Raw genomic sequence first — 15523 nt, 5'->3', positions numbered from 1 at the left:
ACATCGTTGGGTTTTACAACAACGAGCGGCTGCACTCGAAACTGGGATATCTGCCACCGACCGTTTACGAACGGGCAATGGCGTCTAAACCTCCTATCGAGGTGTCCGGAATTAGTTGACCACTACAATGGATTGGTATCTGAGTAATCTTCAAGACTTACGTTACAGTGAGTCCTACAAAATAATCACGCTTGTATATTTTGCACTCGCTAGGAGTTCAAGGCTTAAGCGACGGCGATTGATAGGCACGCGGAGTAGCCCTGGATTACGCAACCAATTTTCTAAAAACTTTGATGGTAAATGGGGAGAAACGCTACCAGGAGGTGAATTCAAAGCCTTGGGTAAACAATTCACCTTGATTTTTGAAAGATATCTGAGGCATTTGGGGCTGGATCCTGAAATGCCGATACCTCCACACAGGCTGTTTGCGACATCACCTGACGGGAAATTTGCGAGGAAATGCAGAGAAGAACTGATCAGAATGGCCCTCAAGTCTGAGGATCTCCAGATCAAAGAGGCTGCAGAAAAATTCCAATACCTCACATTTTCTACCTTGCGAAGATCCTCAATCTTCTAACCAAACTCGTATTCCATGCAGTGGATATCGTTGATGGAGAAGAAATACGTGCCCTCCTCCTCTTTCTTTCCTAGCATGAGCGTTAGGCGCGCCACCACGCCCCCATGAGCTGTAATTACGAAGTTGGAGGCAACGTGCGTGGTGCGCTGGACACGATCAGAAAAATGAGGAGTTCATCAACATGACGCTAGCTGTGTTGATGGTACCGAATTGACCTTGCTTCCGTAGGTGGTAGAAACAGTAGACAGTCACACCACTGGCGGTTTCTGGCCCAGAGTGTGTAAAAACACAATCGCAGCTCGCCCTTCACAGGCTAGGTGCCAGTCGCTCGGTCATACGTTCTCATTATCCGATCGGATAAACGAATACCGATCGATATCAGACCTAAGCTGCCAACCTTGACTGTGCCAATAGTTAGCAGCTGTTACATTGTTCTTGAAAACGTCAAGATGACATTTAAGTATTCCGTATTTCTCAAGACTCGAAAGACAGCGCTCTACCAACGCATTTGCTATGCCTTGCCGCCGATACCGAGGAAGGACAACCAAATGTTGCAAATATCCTCTGCGGCCGTCGTGCCCACACATGATGCAACCGCAAAGAACGGCTCCGACTTCAGCAACGAAGCTCATCCCGGGATTTCGCTCTAAGTATTTCGAGGTTGACTCACGAGAGTCGGCATCACGGAAGGAAACGCCTGGGGTACGCCTCATTAGATCGATGACCGCATCGTAATCGTCTATGGTCATGACACGGATGTTGAACATTGATTGAGCCTGGCTTTGTTAACTGTCTGGCCCAGCAGACTAGCAGAAGCAGCTTTGATGTTGCTGCGCTGATTCGCGGTATTGAGGCTTAGAATAGTCAGCATTTACACAGGGATCGTCCATGAAACGCTTCATCCGTAAGCGTCTGGCAAAGCCATCTGGTCATCCCTGCGAAACCAGGACATAGGGTTTGACTCCGGTGGTAGGGCCAATGATGGTGCAGTAAGTGGCCCTCATGCGACACTCCCCGCCCTACAAATCAGGGAGAGTGTTGACATGGTGCGTTTGCTTGCAGTTTCAGGGAGTCTTCGCGAGGCCTCCTCCAACTCAGTGCTATTGCGTGCAGCTGAGGTTCTCTGTCCCAAAGGGCTGTCGATAGCGCATTATCACGAGGTTGGCCAGTTACCTCATTTCAACCCGGACTTCACGGAAACTCCTCCTGAATCCATCATGGGCTTACGCTTCAGTATCGCCCACGCGGACGGCGTTCTGATCTCTTGCCCTGAGTACGCTCGCGGAATTCCCGGCTCATTCAAGAATATGCTGGACTGGCTCGTTAGCTCTGAGGAGTTCCCAGGCAAACCCGTTGCTCTTTTCAACGCTTCACCTCGGGCTTCGCACGCGCAGGCGGCACTGCGGTTGGTTCTGGAAACAATGTCGGCTTGTATCGTGGAGGAAGCATCAATATCCGTAAATTTGCTTTCCACGGAATTGAGTGCAGAGACCATCGCAAATGATCCAACGATCCGCCCACTGATTGTTTCCGCACTTGAAGCATTCAAGCAGCAAATCGATGGCAAAAAAAGCGGGCTATCTTCACAGAGATTCCGCTAGTTAAGTCGATAGTAAGCGTTTGGGCGGCGGTGGGTGGGTGACGGTGCCCAGTTATGTGGCAACAATTCAGCGATTTCACTAGCCCGCTGCGTCGGCAGTGAGATTACCGAACTGCTGCCGCATAAATGGGGACTTTTAAGTTGAAACGGCCTGATTCAATCCAGACGGCGACATAAATAAGCGTGGGTCTGATAAGGGAACTCAATGGTCTCACGCCCGCGCAGAGCCGGATGGGTCTGAATCAAAGTCATCAGTTGATCGGCCACCACCTCTTTCTCTTCGGATGGTAGAGCCGCGATGAAGCTCACTGACAGGAAGCGATCCAAGATGACAGACTTGGCGCTGCCTGAATGGATGTAATTAAAGCAGGTCAATTCGGGCTCCGAGAAGTAGCCTCTCTTGAACGGTAGTCGCCAGTCTCCAGTATGAAAGCGTGGGGTATCGCCTTCGTAGGGAGTGATGATTTTAGTGATGGCAGCCACCCAGTCCACTGACTCATCACGCACATTCCAGATTAGTCCGAGCCGGCCGTCCGGTTTGAGCACTCGGTGAATCTCACCGAGCGCTGTTTCATTCGCGAACCAGTGGAAGGCCTGGGCGCATATGAGCGCCTGCGCCGCTCCAGCCTCGAGGGGAATAGATTCGGCCGTTCCCTCCAGAATCTTAGCGTCCGGTAGATGCTTGGCAAACTCGATTCGCATAGCCTTGACCGGCTCGACGGCAATGACATCAATTTCCATTGAATCCAGCAGTCGAGTGAGCTTGCCGGTACCGGCTCCTAAATCAATAACCGTCGATCCAGGGCTGATGTCCAACGCATCTCTAAACCATATACGTATTTCGCTTGGATAGTCCGGGCGCCCTGCGTATAGGTACTGGCTTCTGTTGAGAAACCTACCTGAGCAGCCTTATGAACAATTGTCATTTCCAGCGACCCTCTATGTGAATGAGCGATACACACATTATGCGGCGTGTTTAGATCATCACCCACATACGTCGTCACTGTCAGCAATCACACTGCATATCTTTGTCAGGCAACACGTGATTGGCGGACGCTTACAAAGCACCGTATCAGGACGCCGTAAAGGTATTTTCCATCGGCCAGCGCATTTCCAAATGTTCAGTCAAATAATTCATAAAAGCTTTGACCTTGGGTGTGATGGCGGCGCGCTCCTGGACGCATACATAAATATCGAGCGGTTCAGCGTAGGCATAAGTTGAAGCGTGGCGATGTTCAAACAGAGGAACGAGTTGGCCACTTTCGATATAGGGCGCCGCCACGAACTCCGCCAAACGGGTTATTCCCGCGCCGCGGATGGCCATTTGGGCTAGAGCGTCAATATCGTCGCTGATTGCGGTCGCATTGAGAGTAGCGTCGTAACGTTGCCCATCCCGGATAAAACCCCAGCGTAGAAAGCGTCCGTCTAGCGGGTAGCGAAACGCTAGACAGGCATGGTGTTGGAGCTCTTCAGGATCGCGTGGCCAGCCGACTCGTTCCAAATAGATGGGTGACGCGCAGATGATAAAAGGGACTGAAACAATCTTGCGAGCGACGATCCCCTCTTCTAGTTGTGGTTTTATCCGCAGGCTCAGATCAATGCCTTCTTGAATATGATTAATTTTGCGATCTGTGGTTGAGAGTTCAAGTGTCAGGCGTGGGTAACGTGCAGCGAAGCCGGCGATTAGTGATGCCAACACATGCCGCCCGAAAGCGGAGGTAGAAGCGATGCACAGTCGCCCTTGGAATTGAGTCTGCGCGCTGGTGATCGCGCTTTGCGCCGATTCGAGATCACGCGCTATGCGTTTCACTTTTTCGTAGTACACCACGCCGTTTTCGGTTAACGCCATGCTACGCGTGGTGCGCTGGAGAAGGCGCGTACCTAGGTGGGTTTCCAAGCGATTTATGGTCTGGCTAATGGCTGCCGCACTGACGCCCAGGGTTTTGGCCGCGCCCACGATGGAGCCCGCTTCAACCACCTTGATAAAGCTAGCAATCGCCCCTAACAGGTTCATCTTTGTCCCAGCGAGAAGAGTCATTCATAAGATTTTGTTTATAAAGCAACCACTGCTAGCCGTCTAGTTGCTAATTTTTGATCTTGCTATGGTGTTCATCACCTATCAATCGAAGATCAAAAAGGTCTGATATGAATCCAAAAACATCCTCTAAAGCTCTATTTTTCAACCAGCGTAAGCTCTCGGTTCGCGCTACGCCTTATGTTTTCGCACTGTATATGGCCACAATCATGGCACTCTTGATGTCATTCGTGATCACTGCGGCAAATTCCGGTATTGAGATTGATTACCTAAGTAATGCGCTGCACGCCTATAAATTGGCCATGCCAGTGGCATTCCTGTGCATACTCGTCGTTCGCCCCATTGTGCTCAAACTGGTGTCTTTGACTGTACACCCACATCGTTAAGGGCGGCCGCTTGCGGCCCAATTGATGGGGCGTTGTGGACAACCCTATTGGGTCGACTGTTGCCGGCCGTCACAGGTCGGAATCGACCCAAAGCTGCCCTTCATGGAGGGCAGCAGTCGGCCAAGAGCAGACTGTGGACAGGTAGCCGGTGATGTCTCTACGCTGGGCGATCTAGTGACAGCACAGCGCTAAAAAGGAGTAGTCATGTTGGAAGTTGCCATTGATCGAGATAGCGTTCATGCAGGAGACGATCTGGGAAGCCATGCGACGTCGATCACACTCGATCCATCAGCAACGCTGCGTGCCTTAATCGAAGAGATACAAGATGCGGGCTACTTACCTGGTATCAATGGAGGCAAGGCTACTTGGATTATTTGTTCGTCTGACAAACCAATAGGTGTTTTAGCGCAGCAATGGCCAGAACCTAAATTGACCGTGCCGCCCGAGAGCATCGTGGATCAATATTTCGGAAATACCGAACCTCGCCTTCTGTTCAGATATTGGTGCCAGGCAGATCCAGATCAGGTTTTTTCGCATATCAAGGCCGGAAAAGAGCCACCATCACGATTTTAGGATTGGCGGCGGACATTTCTGTCGATCAATGCGGTACAGATGACTGCCATGGGTCGATGACTGCCTGTCACCACCGGCAGCAATGGGCAGCTCTCTGCCGATCATGTTGACTAAGCGTGCTGGTAAAATCCGATGGAATCGGTGGTCAGATCCAATGCAAACGCCTGGTCAAGTGCAATGCAAACGAGTGGTCAGTACCGATGCAATCAGGTGGCCAAGTGGAGTGCAATTTCGCAAACAGATTCCTAGCAAATGTAAGCGTTGTGTCTAGCAGCAGCTTTGGCTGTAAGCGATGGAGGGCTCAGCGCTGCCGGGATTGAAATAAAGCTGTTCATCACGCGACCCAAAGTGTGGCTTAGGCGGACTAGCTTTAAGTAGTGGACGCGGGTCATGCGAGCTTGATGGCTCCGCCTTGGATATCGTCGCGCGCCATTCGCAAGTCATTGGCGTCTTGGTTGAGGCGGTGAATCATATTGAGCAACCGCTGACGTAGCACTTCGTCTTGGAGCTGCTCAGCAGCACGCATCACATCAAGCGCCGCTGCCTCATTGTGGGTGGCAACGGCGTCGAGCAGTTTGCGCATGCTTCTTGATGGTCGATTCATCTCCAACTCCCTGGATTTCAGTGACGCGAATCATATGGCCAGAATGTTTCGTCAGTATTTCAGCTGCACGAACTGGCTTGAATCACCGGTTCCGGCGTCATTTGATGCTAGCTGGAGGGACAACCTGAGGGGGCGATTACGCTTGTAGCAACGTAAGCGGGTGGCGAATACATCTTTCGACCTTCAGACAAAGACGTTTGTGTCAGCGTAGGTAGATACATGCCATCAGGAAGGCGTATCCGTAAGGATCTTCATATGAGTGGCGTGATCATCATTTAATAGCTGGAAGCCGCAACTTACATAAAATGCGGCTCCGCTTGAGGTATCAGTGGAAAGACGTACAACACGAAATCGTCCAGCGGCGTATTCCAAAAGTTGGTTTACCAAGGATCTTCCAATGTTCTGCCCCCTAGATGACCCTGAGACATAAACCCTCCGTAACCTGCCGATGTCCTCCTGAGCATACGGGTCAATTGAAAGGCCTCCAACTCCCACCAAAGAACCGTCCAGATAGGCGGCCATGAGGCATTCGCCAGGTGCATCGAAGCGATTCTCTCCTGTATTCCATTCGGTGATCAGGCGTGTGAGGAATCTGAATCCCTCCAGGCTCGCCTCTTTTTCCAGCGCCAGAATCTGCTGGGGAAGCGCCATGACTTGCTTGATTTCTACCTGTTGCACTCGATGTCCTTGAATTGAAAGTATGTGGACTGCTAACGCACCTTATACTTACGAACGAAAGCGTTACCCCAAAATTAGTGCCTAATAATGTCCAAGGCTAGCGTGCAGCGGTAGGCTCAAATATTCAAACAGTTGGGTGCCATTGGTGCGGTAGCAGTTGATCGATCTCACTGGCTCGGTGTGTCGGTAGCCGCGTCAGCACATCTTTGAGATAGGCATACGGATCATGCCCATTCAGCCGCGCTGACTGGATCAAGCTCATGATCGCCGCCGCCCGCTTACCGCTGCGTAGCGACCCGGCGAACAACCAGTTCGAGCGTCCAAGTGCCCACGGCCCTGCTGCAGCCCAAATGAGCGAATTTACCCCTTATCTCGGCATAACCCCCAAGAGATCCAGCGGCTTGCCAAACGAAAAGTCAGGCACTAAGGTAGCGCCCTCTAACGACTGGCCCCGGACTTTGGGTGAGCGGTAGCGGCTACAGACAAATAATCAAATGGCAGCGCACCCTCCTTTGGCGAGTACTTCACCGCACAAAGATAGCGCTGTCTCACTATCAAGGTGCCTGAGACTCGATAGAGTTTTCCTTGAAAGTAACAATCACAAGAAAGAGGAAGCCCGTGATGACGAACGCTAGTGCTAGCGCGACTGTCACCAACAGTTTGGCAACACCCCACACCCAACGGATGAGCACCTACGTGTTCGCGCTGTTTTTCATCCTCGGCAGCATCACCAGCCTTAACGATGTCCTGGTGCCAAAACTCAAGCACCTCTTCAGCCTCAGCTATACCGAGGCCATGCTTGTGCAGTCGTCATTCTTTTTTGCCTATTTCATTTTCGCCATACCCGCAGGCCTGCTCATTTCGCGAATCGGCTACATGAGAGCGGCCGTCCTCGGGTTGCTGCTGATGGCTGGTGGATGCCTGCTCTTCATTCCTGCCACCCAGTCCGCATTGTTTCCAGCCTTCCTCGGCGCCCTCTTTGTGCTTGCGATTGGCGTGACAACCGTTCAGGTCGTTGCGAACCCGCTGCTTTCACTACTCGGAACCGCCGCAATGGCCCCTAGCCGCCTCACACTCGGCCATGCGTTCAATTCGCTGGGAACCACGGTCGCACCCTACCTGGGTGCCATACTGATCCTGGGCTCCCTCAATGCGGTAGATACCTCCGCATTGTCGCCAGCAGAACTGACGTCCTTCCTGTCGCAGGAAGCCAGCGTGATCAGCAACACCTATGCAAGCATTACGTTCTTCATCTGCATCGTCGCCTTGATCGTCTGGCTGAAAAGAAATGAGCTGCAACCGTCAACAAGACCTGAACGTCTCAATCCACTCGCTGCGCTCGACCTTCTAAAGCAGCCGCGCTTTGCACTCGGCACCGTTTGCATATTTCTCTATGTCGGAGCCGAAGTCACGATTGGCAGCCTCATCACCGACTACCTCATGCTGCCGACAACCCTGGCCCTTCCCGCCGAAGCCGCAGGCAAGCATGTTGCCTTCTATTGGGGTGGCGCCCTGGTTGGCCGCTTTATCGGCTCGACGCTGATGCGCACTTTCGCGCCCGGGAAACTGCTGGCCTTTGCCGCCACGGCAGTCATTGTGCTGTTGACGATCTCTGCCACCACACAAGGCGTTGTTGCCGGATGGTCGCTGCTGGCCGTCGGGCTGTTCAACTCCATCATGTTTCCGACGATCTTTACCCTTGCGACCGCAGGGCTCGGTCATCGCGCGGCGGAAGGTTCGGGCCTGTTCTGTTGCGCCATTGTTGGCGGGGCATTTATTCCGCCATTGACAGGGTATGCGGCCGACCTCTCGACGCTCGCGCTGGCGTTGAGCGTGCCAGCGACCTGTTATGCCGGCATCGCAATCTACGGTTGGTATGCCCGCGCTCCGAAGCACTAGCATTCCCTGGCGCGCGGCTAGCCCATTGGTCAGTCCCGGTAACGAGATAGGACGCTCAGACCGTGAGCAGGGCTCTCTTCATCCCAGGCCATTGGCTTCCAAGAAGGCGAAGTAGTCGTACAGACGACGTCCGTAGGCTTCCCAAGTCAGTTCTCAGACATCACCTCACGGCTGCGCCTGAAAAGTTGTGGGGTGGATTCAGCTCTTCGGTCGGTATGGCTTTCGACGCAGCGGGTAATCTCTATGTTGCGGAATGGAGCGCCGAACGTGTATCCAAGATCAGTCTGAGCGGCAAGCATTCGATCTTTCCAGAAGGTCTTCTCGAACCCTCTGGCATGGCGTGATGCCCGTGTGTATACAAATAAACAGGTGAGAAATATGATTAATATTCGTGAAGCTACTAAAGCCGACCTAGATGTTCTACGTGAAATCGGCTGTGAGACCTACCAAGAGCATTTTTCGGACATCTGGTCTCTCTCCGGCATGCAGGACTTCCTTAATCAAGACTTTTCCCCTAACTCGCTCGGCAAATCACTCGAATCCTCCGCTTGCCATTTGTGGCTTATAGCCTCAGACGAAAGCGGTAGGGTCGTAGGCTTTTCCAAAGTTAACTGGTCAACGCCTGCGCCTTTAACTGGCGAATTGGGCGCGGAGCTTCAAAAAATTTACTTTCTCAAATCCGAAGCAGGACGAGGATATGGGAAACAACTCCTGCACTTCATTTGCAGCCGAGCGATAGAGCGCGGAGAACGCTTGCTGTGGCTTGACGTACTCAAGACCAACTCAAATGCGCGGCGATTCTATGAGGGTTTCGGTTTCCAAGAAATCGGTGAAATCCCTTTCAAAACTGACCTGGTTGAAATTGGAATGGTAGCAATGGCATGTGAACTTTCCCGATAGGCATATTCGATGACCTCCCTGTCGGTTGGTTGTCATAAACGACAACGCGGAAAAAGCCAGATGACTTTACCGGACACTTACGACGATCGGGGGCTCAGGCAACGATATGCGCCGCTGTTGGTAGTTGGCTTCATGGCTGGCAAAAGCTATTTTCCTGGTAACTGTCCGGCCGACTCAGAAGAAAACTCACCGCGCAGCGCTCTCAGCCTAGGGGCAGGTAGCCAGAGGCCAACCGACGCGCGCTGCACGCAGGAGGCTGGCCTTAACAACCAAGCGGTGAAATGGGGCAATAACGAAGATGTAGGCCCGACCTAGACGGTTGTGGCACTGGACCACGGTTGAAACAACGAGTTGGCGACTGCCTTCTGGCTCTGCCTCTCCAGAACATAGGATCGATATCCGGAAGTCGAGGTGCTTGTCGTCCTCTCCCAACACGATTTCAGTCTGGTTCGTGCTGTAGACCTTGAAGATTCCAATCCGATTAGCAAGTGATGCCAAGTGTTTGGCTGTCTTGAGACCGAAACAGGCAACGATAGTGTCTCGGACTTTCATGAGCCATCCGATCCAGGATGGCTGGTGGGAAAAGATGAATCGAGCCAGCAAATCTGGATTGCTAGATGTGCCCGCAGGGAGCCGAATCGCAAAAGCATCCGCTAGGTTCATCGACTTGTAAAAGTGGGAGATGCCGGACCTCAAGGGGACTGGCACGGACGTAATGAGCTCGAACTCTCTGGGCATCGGGGATCTCTCCTGAGATCTAACTACTAATTAGGCGGCATGCCATGTCACGTTTCTTGTTGCAATGGCTTGTCGTGTAACGCGTCTCGTCGCCCTGTCAGCGCTTGTCTAGTTTAGAAGTGACGGTTACCGACTTTCAAGCCGGACAGGGACAACCGCGCTCACTGCTCATTCTCAAGCACACGAGGTATCTGCATAGTGGAGGATGAGGTCCAGAGCCTCGCTGAGCGAGCATGGATTAACTGGATGTTGTTGAGGCGCCAACTTCTCCTTGTCGGATACTGAGCCCGATCAAGGCATCATAGAGCTCTTGCTGCCCAGCTGGCAGAACAGGGAGCAACGTCGCACGGCGCTTGTCGACATCGAACCAGGATTCAACCAACCATCCCACCAGATAGAGCGCCGAAAGGCATCCGCCAGCGGTTGCAACGTTCCCCTGGCATACAAGCGGCTGGTCCATGGGCTCAAGTCCCAGAGCTTGCAAGCCCGATCGTGCATCCGGGTGTGTAGTTGCCTGGCCGCTGAGCAGCCCAAGCCGTTCGAGAATGAAAGCTCCGGCGCATATGGAGCCGATTCGCTGGCGTCTGGAGTCAAGTTCAAACGACGGCAGGAAATCTGGGTCGGCAAGTGCAGCGGGTACCCCTTCCTTGCCGCTGACGAACAATACCGCGTCGGCACTATTGGCCTCGGAAAGCGGACCGTGCACCGAAACAGGCAGGCCGTGCGCCGATCGCACGATAGAGCTAGAACCCAATATTCGGACGTGCCAGTCCTCAGTGTTGCGGCCTAAAATGTCCCACATCAGGAATAGGTCGATATCAGTGAATTGGTCGAAAGCAACCAGAACGATTTTCTTCAAGGCGAGCTCCATGAAAAGTGCTGGCGTGCAAAACGCAACGGCCATCTTTGCTGGTGTTCGCAGCGTATCAATCGGTTGCGCACCATACACAGTCTGTATGGCGCTAAATATGGAGCGAAATAACGGGTGAGAAAACTAACTCGTAACCATTGGATCGCGGCTGGTTTTGAGGCCCTCGACCAAATAGGGCATATTGGCGTTTCGGCCGAGAGTCTATCGCGCCGATTGAATGTGACCCGCGGATCGTTCTATCACCATTTCCGCAATCGCGAAGACTTTGTCCGCACCTTGCTGGCCGCTTGGGAAGAAGACTACACGGAGCGCATGCTCGCTTATGCGGCGCAGGGTCGTAGCGCGGGCGAAACCTTGAAACGCTACTTGAGTATTGCCGCTGAGAAACAACCTGGGCGGGAAGTTTCCATCCGAGCCTGGTCGCTGCACGATCCGTTGGTAGGCGAGTTCCAGCAGCGTGTTGACGCAAGACGACTGGACTTCGCGATACGGACGTGCCGCCGCTTGGTCCATATGCCAGGTGAAGCAGAAGTGATTGGTCAGGTGGCCCATCTGTGCCTGATTGGTGGTCAACAGGCAGGGCTGCGGCGTGATGCCGCTCGCTTCAACAGTCTCCTGCATCGAGCCTTTTCACTTTTCGAAAGGGCTCTTCCACCGTGGCGGGCCTAAGTCATGTGGAGCACGACCAATCATGGCCTTTTACACTTGTGGATCATGTGGAGCATTTCCTCCGGCTAGCACTACGGGCAAGATCGACGGCTGGTTCAACGGCTACATTCCCGGCGAAGCTGGCTACGACTCCAACGTTACCCTCGACAGCGTCGAGATCAAGGATTGCTCCGGGTACGGTTTCGACCCCCACGAGCAGACCGTCAACATGGTCATCAAGAACAGCGTGTCCCACGGCAACAGCCTGGACGGCTTCGTTGCTGACTTCCTCAGCAACAGCACCTTCGAAAACAACATCGCCTACGACAACGACCGCCACGGTTTCAACGTCGTCACCAGCACCCACGATTTCACCATGACCAATAACGTCGCCTACGACAACGGCGGCAATGGCATCGTGGTGCAACGCGGCAGTGAGGACATCCCCTCCCCCACAAACATCACCATCACCGGTGGCGAGGTGTACAGCAACGGCGCCGAGGGAGTGCTGATCAAACTGTCCAGCGAGGTGACCGTCAGCAGCGTCGACATTCACGACAACGCCAGCGACGGGGTCCGCATCTACGGCAGCAACCACGTCGAGATCATCGACAACACGCTCAACAACAACGCCCTGGGCAACCCCGTACCGGAGATCATCATCCAGTCCTACAACGACACCCTGGGCGTGTCCGGCAAGTACTTCAACGGCAGCGATAACACCATCCAGGGCAACATCATCACCGGCAGCAACCTGTCGACCTACGGCGTCGCCGAACGCAACGAAGACGGCACCGATCGCAACGCCATTATTGGCAACACCATCAGCCACACCAGCAATGGTGCCACGCTGGTCTATGGCGACGGCAGCTACGTCTGCGACACGGTGCCGATGACCACCGTGCAAGGTACGGCAGGCATCGACAAACTCACCGGCGGTACCGGCGCCGATACGTTCCGTTTCGCCATTCAGTCCGACAGTTACCTCAACGCAACCGCAAGCTTCGATGACACCATCACCGACTTCGACGTCACTCAGGACAAGATCGACTTCGCCGGTCTCGGTTTCACCGGCCTGGGCAATGGTCATGGCGGTACCCTGCAGGTCAGCTACAGCGCCAGCAGCAACCGCACCTACATCAAGGACTACGATGCCGACGCCAACGGCAATCGCTTCGAGTTGATGCTCTCGGGCAACCTCGCCAGCACCCTGACCGGCAGCGACTTCGTGTTCGGCGAGAGCACCCAGCAGGGCATCCTCTACCTGCCCTCCCTCGGCCAATCCAATGCGCGCCTGCTGCGCATGACGGAGGACGACAATCAGTCCGGCACCTCGATGCTGGTCACCATGGGCATCATTTGGGGCCAGGGCGAGGAAGCCGCCCAGGAGATCGGCCGCGGCACGGACAAAGCAGCGGCAGCAGCGGCGACCCTGAAGGTGTTTGATTACCTGCATGCCCAGTTCGGCAACTTCACTGTGTACATGATGGAAACCGGTCACTACGAGCAGGACGCGGCGCGTGCCCGTGGTTATTCGGAAGAAAAGATTGCCTCCATCGTCGAGGGGGTTGGCTATGTCCACGCCGCCCAGGAAGCCATCGCCGCCGAGCGCGCCGACGTCAATCTGGCAGTGGACTACACCGACCTTCCCTTGCGCCACGAAGTCGATCCAATGGCGTATCCCGACGACGTCTGGCACCTGCACGAGGAATCGGCGGAGATCGTCGGCCAGCGCCTGGCCGACTACATTGCCAATGACCTTGGCTTCCAGGGCAACCCCAACGACAACAACAGCGTGCAGGACATTTTCGACAACGCTCGGAACCTGATTTCCGGTACCGACCAGGCGGATACCCTGGCGGGCAGTTCGGGCAATGACACACTGGATGGTCACCTGGGCGCCGACACCATGACCGGAGGCGATGGCAACGACACCTACTATGTCGACAACGCCGACGACGCCGTGATCGAGATCAACAGCAATGCGGTGTCTGGTGGGATCGACAGCGTGCACAGCAACCTGGCGGCCTACACCCTCGGCAACAACGTCGAGCGTCTGTATATCGATAGCACTGGCGCCGCCAATGGTACGGGCAACGCGCTGGACAACACGCTGTTCGCCGCAGTCGACGCCTTCACCTTCATCGGCAGCAGCGCCTTCGACCCTGCCAACGCCACCGGCCAACTGCGCTTTGCCGATGGCATTCTCTACGGCAGTGTCGATGCCGACGCCACCCCCGAGTTCGAAATCCAATTGGTGGGCGTCCAGGAGCTGCACACCAGCGATTTCACAGCCTGAGTCAAGCTCGCCCACAGGGGATTTGCAGTGCCCGAAAGATCAAAGACCAACACAGACAAAGTCGGGGTATAGATGTGTCAGGGCGGAACTTGGACCAAAACCACCGCCGCCCTTCCCATCATTTACCCCAAGGAATGAGCAAGAGCGTGATGAACTGCTACACAACTTTCTGGGTGGGGCTATAGATCGTTTGCTGGAAACGGGGCGCAAACGTTATCCAGCCTTACCCTGTAAAGTAGTGGTAGACGTCTGACTGATTTTCTCCTCACACCATAGAGGTAACGCAGCATGAACCGACCGTCTGGCGCCGATACTGGACCAAGCGGTATGGCAAGTTCTGAGCACTGACTTACACTGCGATACACCAATGCGAACAGAATAACTGTTCAACGCATCGATAAATCCCACGGCAATCCGGGCATCACGTAATGATCTGGGTGAAGCCAACATGAAAACGGTCACGGCCCTTTTCACCTGTCTACTCGCTGCCAGCGTATGCGCGGCGGCGAGCACCTGTGTCAAGGCTGCGCCAACCTTCAAGACCAGCTTCGATTGTGCCGAGACAAAGGCGTCCGTCGAAAAGCTGATCTGTCGCGATCCGCAACTGGCGCAGATGGATATCGAACTGACGCGTCTTTATCGCCTCGCGCTCACGGATGAGCATTCAGTGCCGCGTCCAGACAAGGTCATGATCGACCAGCAGTTCTGGATCGATGCCCGCAATCAATGTGCCTCCGAGCCTGCGCCCAAGGCGTGCACGATCCGCAGTTATGCCGAGCGCGCGCACCAGCTGCGCCAAGGCTCGGCCATTGTGAGAACCAAGGACCCAGACAGACTCACCGAAGGCCCATTGGCTTTTCGTTGTACAGGGCTTAACCCGCTGATTGCCGCCACCTTCTTTACCACGCAGCCTGGTGTCGTGTACCTGAAATGGGCAAATACCTCGATCGTCCTGAGCCAGGAACAGAGTGATTCGGGAACCCGATACACCGGCAAGGATTACCAGGGAAACTACAGCTTCTGGCAAGACGGCAACGTGGTCCTTTTCCAGAAGCCAGGCTCAGGGCAAATGAGTTGTACGGCCGAGCCGGTCGGCTGAGTTCTCTGGCTGGACGCTTCAGAACGCCGGCTTACTGCTTTGTCCGCCCCGGAATGGCGATACGACTGGTCGTTTTGACCTCACGCAACGCAAGACTTGATTGGATAGACGCTATACCGAGTTGTCGCCTCAATACGCTCTCGACAAAGTCACTGTAACTCACCTGGTCGACCATCCTGGCGTCCTACATCGCTTATCGCAAAGCAAGACCCGATCTTCATGCACAATCGCGGTACAAAATGCCTGGTGGCGTGCCGATGGCGTGGTTCTCCCTCGCATTCCTTGCATTTGTGCTGTGCCTGCTTGCCCTTCGGCCAGACACCCGCCTTGCACTGTGCGTGATGCCCGCATGGTTCATTTGGTTGGCAATCGCCTACCAATTCTCACATTTCAGGAGCAGGAACCAGGCCAGCCACGCGGCCGAGCAACACAGCTGAAGTCAATGCATGGCCATGGATTGGCCATAGCTCCATTGCCCACCAGAACCCGCACGCAAAAAAAAGGTTCTTCACGGATTACCGGGAAAGACGCTCTTGATCTTCATGAAAAAGAATTCGCTGTCCCGGTAACCGTACGCCATCCGCTTAATGACTTTTATTCGATTGTTTATGCCTTC

14 protein-coding genes and 6 pseudogenes are annotated in these 15523 nt (G+C 54.2%); 9 read left to right on the top strand and 11 right to left on the bottom strand.

Annotated elements, in window-relative coordinates:
* Nucleotides 1-909: 909 nt before the first annotated feature.
* Nucleotides 910-1344: a GNAT family N-acetyltransferase gene (locus tag AACY49_RS28740; protein WP_258700589.1), complete on the bottom strand. Its 435-nt coding sequence runs from the start codon at nucleotides 1342-1344 to the stop codon at nucleotides 910-912.
* Between the two features lie 276 nt (nucleotides 1345-1620).
* On the opposite strand from AACY49_RS28740, the gene AACY49_RS28735 reads away from it, so the two are divergent.
* Nucleotides 1621-2178 (top strand): NADPH-dependent FMN reductase, encoded by a 558-nt coding sequence (locus AACY49_RS28735; RefSeq protein ID WP_339527558.1) that lies wholly within the window; start codon nucleotides 1621-1623, stop codon nucleotides 2176-2178.
* A gap of 155 nt (nucleotides 2179-2333) precedes the next feature.
* Here AACY49_RS28735 and AACY49_RS28730 read toward each other — a convergent pair.
* Both AACY49_RS28730 and AACY49_RS28725 read right to left on the bottom strand, forming a co-directional pair.
* Nucleotides 2334-3103: pseudogene (locus tag AACY49_RS28730) on the bottom strand (class I SAM-dependent methyltransferase).
* Between the two features lie 146 nt (nucleotides 3104-3249).
* On the bottom strand, nucleotides 3250-4191 hold the full coding sequence (locus tag AACY49_RS28725) for a LysR family transcriptional regulator (RefSeq protein ID WP_258700728.1): 942 nt from the start codon (nucleotides 4189-4191) through the stop codon (nucleotides 3250-3252).
* A 131-nt stretch (nucleotides 4192-4322) separates the two neighbouring features.
* On the opposite strand from AACY49_RS28725, the gene AACY49_RS28720 reads away from it, so the two are divergent.
* Together AACY49_RS28720 and AACY49_RS28715 are read left to right on the top strand one after the other, a co-directional pair.
* Nucleotides 4323-4598, top strand: coding sequence for a DUF2798 domain-containing protein (locus tag AACY49_RS28720; protein ID WP_258700592.1), 276 nt, complete (start codon nucleotides 4323-4325; stop codon nucleotides 4596-4598).
* A 204-nt stretch (nucleotides 4599-4802) separates the two neighbouring features.
* Nucleotides 4803-5171 carry a hypothetical protein gene (locus AACY49_RS28715; RefSeq protein ID WP_339527557.1) on the top strand — a complete coding sequence of 123 codons (369 nt, stop codon included), beginning with the start codon at nucleotides 4803-4805 and terminating at the stop codon, nucleotides 5169-5171.
* A gap of 388 nt (nucleotides 5172-5559) precedes the next feature.
* Here AACY49_RS28715 and AACY49_RS28710 read toward each other — a convergent pair whose 3' ends face one another.
* From AACY49_RS28710 to AACY49_RS28700, 3 genes and pseudogenes are all read right to left on the bottom strand, one after another.
* A complete protein-coding gene (locus AACY49_RS28710; protein WP_258700594.1) occupies nucleotides 5560-5775 on the bottom strand; it encodes a hypothetical protein in 216 nt (71 codons plus the stop codon).
* Nucleotides 5776-6000: 225 nt separating this feature from the next.
* Nucleotides 6001-6453 carry a GNAT family N-acetyltransferase gene (locus AACY49_RS28705; protein ID WP_258700595.1) on the bottom strand — a complete coding sequence of 151 codons (453 nt, stop codon included), beginning with the start codon at nucleotides 6451-6453 and terminating at the stop codon, nucleotides 6001-6003.
* A gap of 124 nt (nucleotides 6454-6577) precedes the next feature.
* Nucleotides 6578-6787, bottom strand: a pseudogene (locus AACY49_RS28700) (transposase domain-containing protein); the annotation flags it as partial.
* Between the two features lie 287 nt (nucleotides 6788-7074).
* On the opposite strand from AACY49_RS28700, the gene AACY49_RS28695 reads away from it, so the two are divergent.
* Entirely contained in the window at nucleotides 7075-8352 is a 1278-nt protein-coding gene (locus tag AACY49_RS28695; RefSeq protein ID WP_339527556.1) for a sugar MFS transporter, read from the top strand.
* A gap of 32 nt (nucleotides 8353-8384) precedes the next feature.
* On the opposite strand, the pseudogene AACY49_RS28690 reads toward AACY49_RS28695, so the two are convergent.
* Nucleotides 8385-8502 (bottom strand): annotated as a pseudogene (locus AACY49_RS28690) (tyrosine-type recombinase/integrase); the annotation flags it as partial.
* Between the two features lie 228 nt (nucleotides 8503-8730).
* Between AACY49_RS28690 and AACY49_RS28685 the strand changes: the two are divergent.
* Entirely contained in the window at nucleotides 8731-9252 is a 522-nt protein-coding gene (locus AACY49_RS28685; RefSeq protein ID WP_258700597.1) for a GNAT family N-acetyltransferase, read from the top strand.
* A gap of 207 nt (nucleotides 9253-9459) precedes the next feature.
* Here the strand turns inward: AACY49_RS28685 and AACY49_RS28680 are convergent, their stop codons facing one another.
* The gene (locus AACY49_RS28680; RefSeq protein ID WP_339527555.1) at nucleotides 9460-9990 is read right to left on the bottom strand and encodes a DUF2867 domain-containing protein; all 531 of its coding nucleotides are present in this window, start codon (nucleotides 9988-9990) and stop codon (nucleotides 9460-9462) included.
* Between the two features lie 238 nt (nucleotides 9991-10228).
* Complete coding sequence (locus AACY49_RS28675) at nucleotides 10229-10849, bottom strand: DJ-1/PfpI family protein (RefSeq protein ID WP_339527554.1); 621 nt, start codon at nucleotides 10847-10849, stop codon at nucleotides 10229-10231.
* 126 nt (nucleotides 10850-10975) lie between these two features.
* Here AACY49_RS28675 and AACY49_RS28670 point away from each other — a divergent pair, with 126 nt between their 5' ends.
* From AACY49_RS28670 to AACY49_RS28660, 3 genes and pseudogenes are all read left to right on the top strand, one after another.
* The gene (locus AACY49_RS28670; protein ID WP_258700599.1) at nucleotides 10976-11530 is read left to right on the top strand and encodes a TetR/AcrR family transcriptional regulator; all 555 of its coding nucleotides are present in this window, start codon (nucleotides 10976-10978) and stop codon (nucleotides 11528-11530) included.
* Nucleotides 11531-11597: 67 nt separating this feature from the next.
* Nucleotides 11598-13808, top strand: a pseudogene (locus AACY49_RS28665) (right-handed parallel beta-helix repeat-containing protein); the annotation flags it as partial.
* 448 nt (nucleotides 13809-14256) lie between these two features.
* Nucleotides 14257-14907, top strand: a complete 651-nt coding sequence (locus AACY49_RS28660; protein ID WP_339527553.1) for an MliC family protein — start codon at nucleotides 14257-14259, stop codon at nucleotides 14905-14907.
* Between the two features lie 31 nt (nucleotides 14908-14938).
* Here the strand turns inward: AACY49_RS28660 and AACY49_RS28655 are convergent.
* Nucleotides 14939-15076 (bottom strand): annotated as a pseudogene (locus AACY49_RS28655) (Lrp/AsnC family transcriptional regulator); the annotation flags it as partial.
* On the opposite strand from AACY49_RS28655, the pseudogene AACY49_RS28650 reads away from it, so the two are divergent.
* Nucleotides 15069-15344: pseudogene (locus AACY49_RS28650) on the top strand (amino acid transporter); the annotation flags it as partial. The pseudogenes AACY49_RS28655 and AACY49_RS28650 sit on opposite strands and share 8 nt — an antisense overlap.
* A gap of 71 nt (nucleotides 15345-15415) precedes the next feature.
* Here the strand turns inward: AACY49_RS28650 and AACY49_RS28645 are convergent.
* Nucleotides 15416-15523, bottom strand: a 108-nt coding sequence (locus AACY49_RS28645; protein WP_163003228.1) for a transposase, incomplete at its 5' end; no start/stop codon positions are given.

The organism is Pseudomonas sp. EL_65y_Pfl2_R96, from assembly GCF_963970905.1.
In the GTDB taxonomy this organism is placed as follows: domain Bacteria; phylum Pseudomonadota; class Gammaproteobacteria; order Pseudomonadales; family Pseudomonadaceae; genus Aquipseudomonas.
This window is presented reverse-complemented; position numbering and strand designations above follow the sequence as displayed.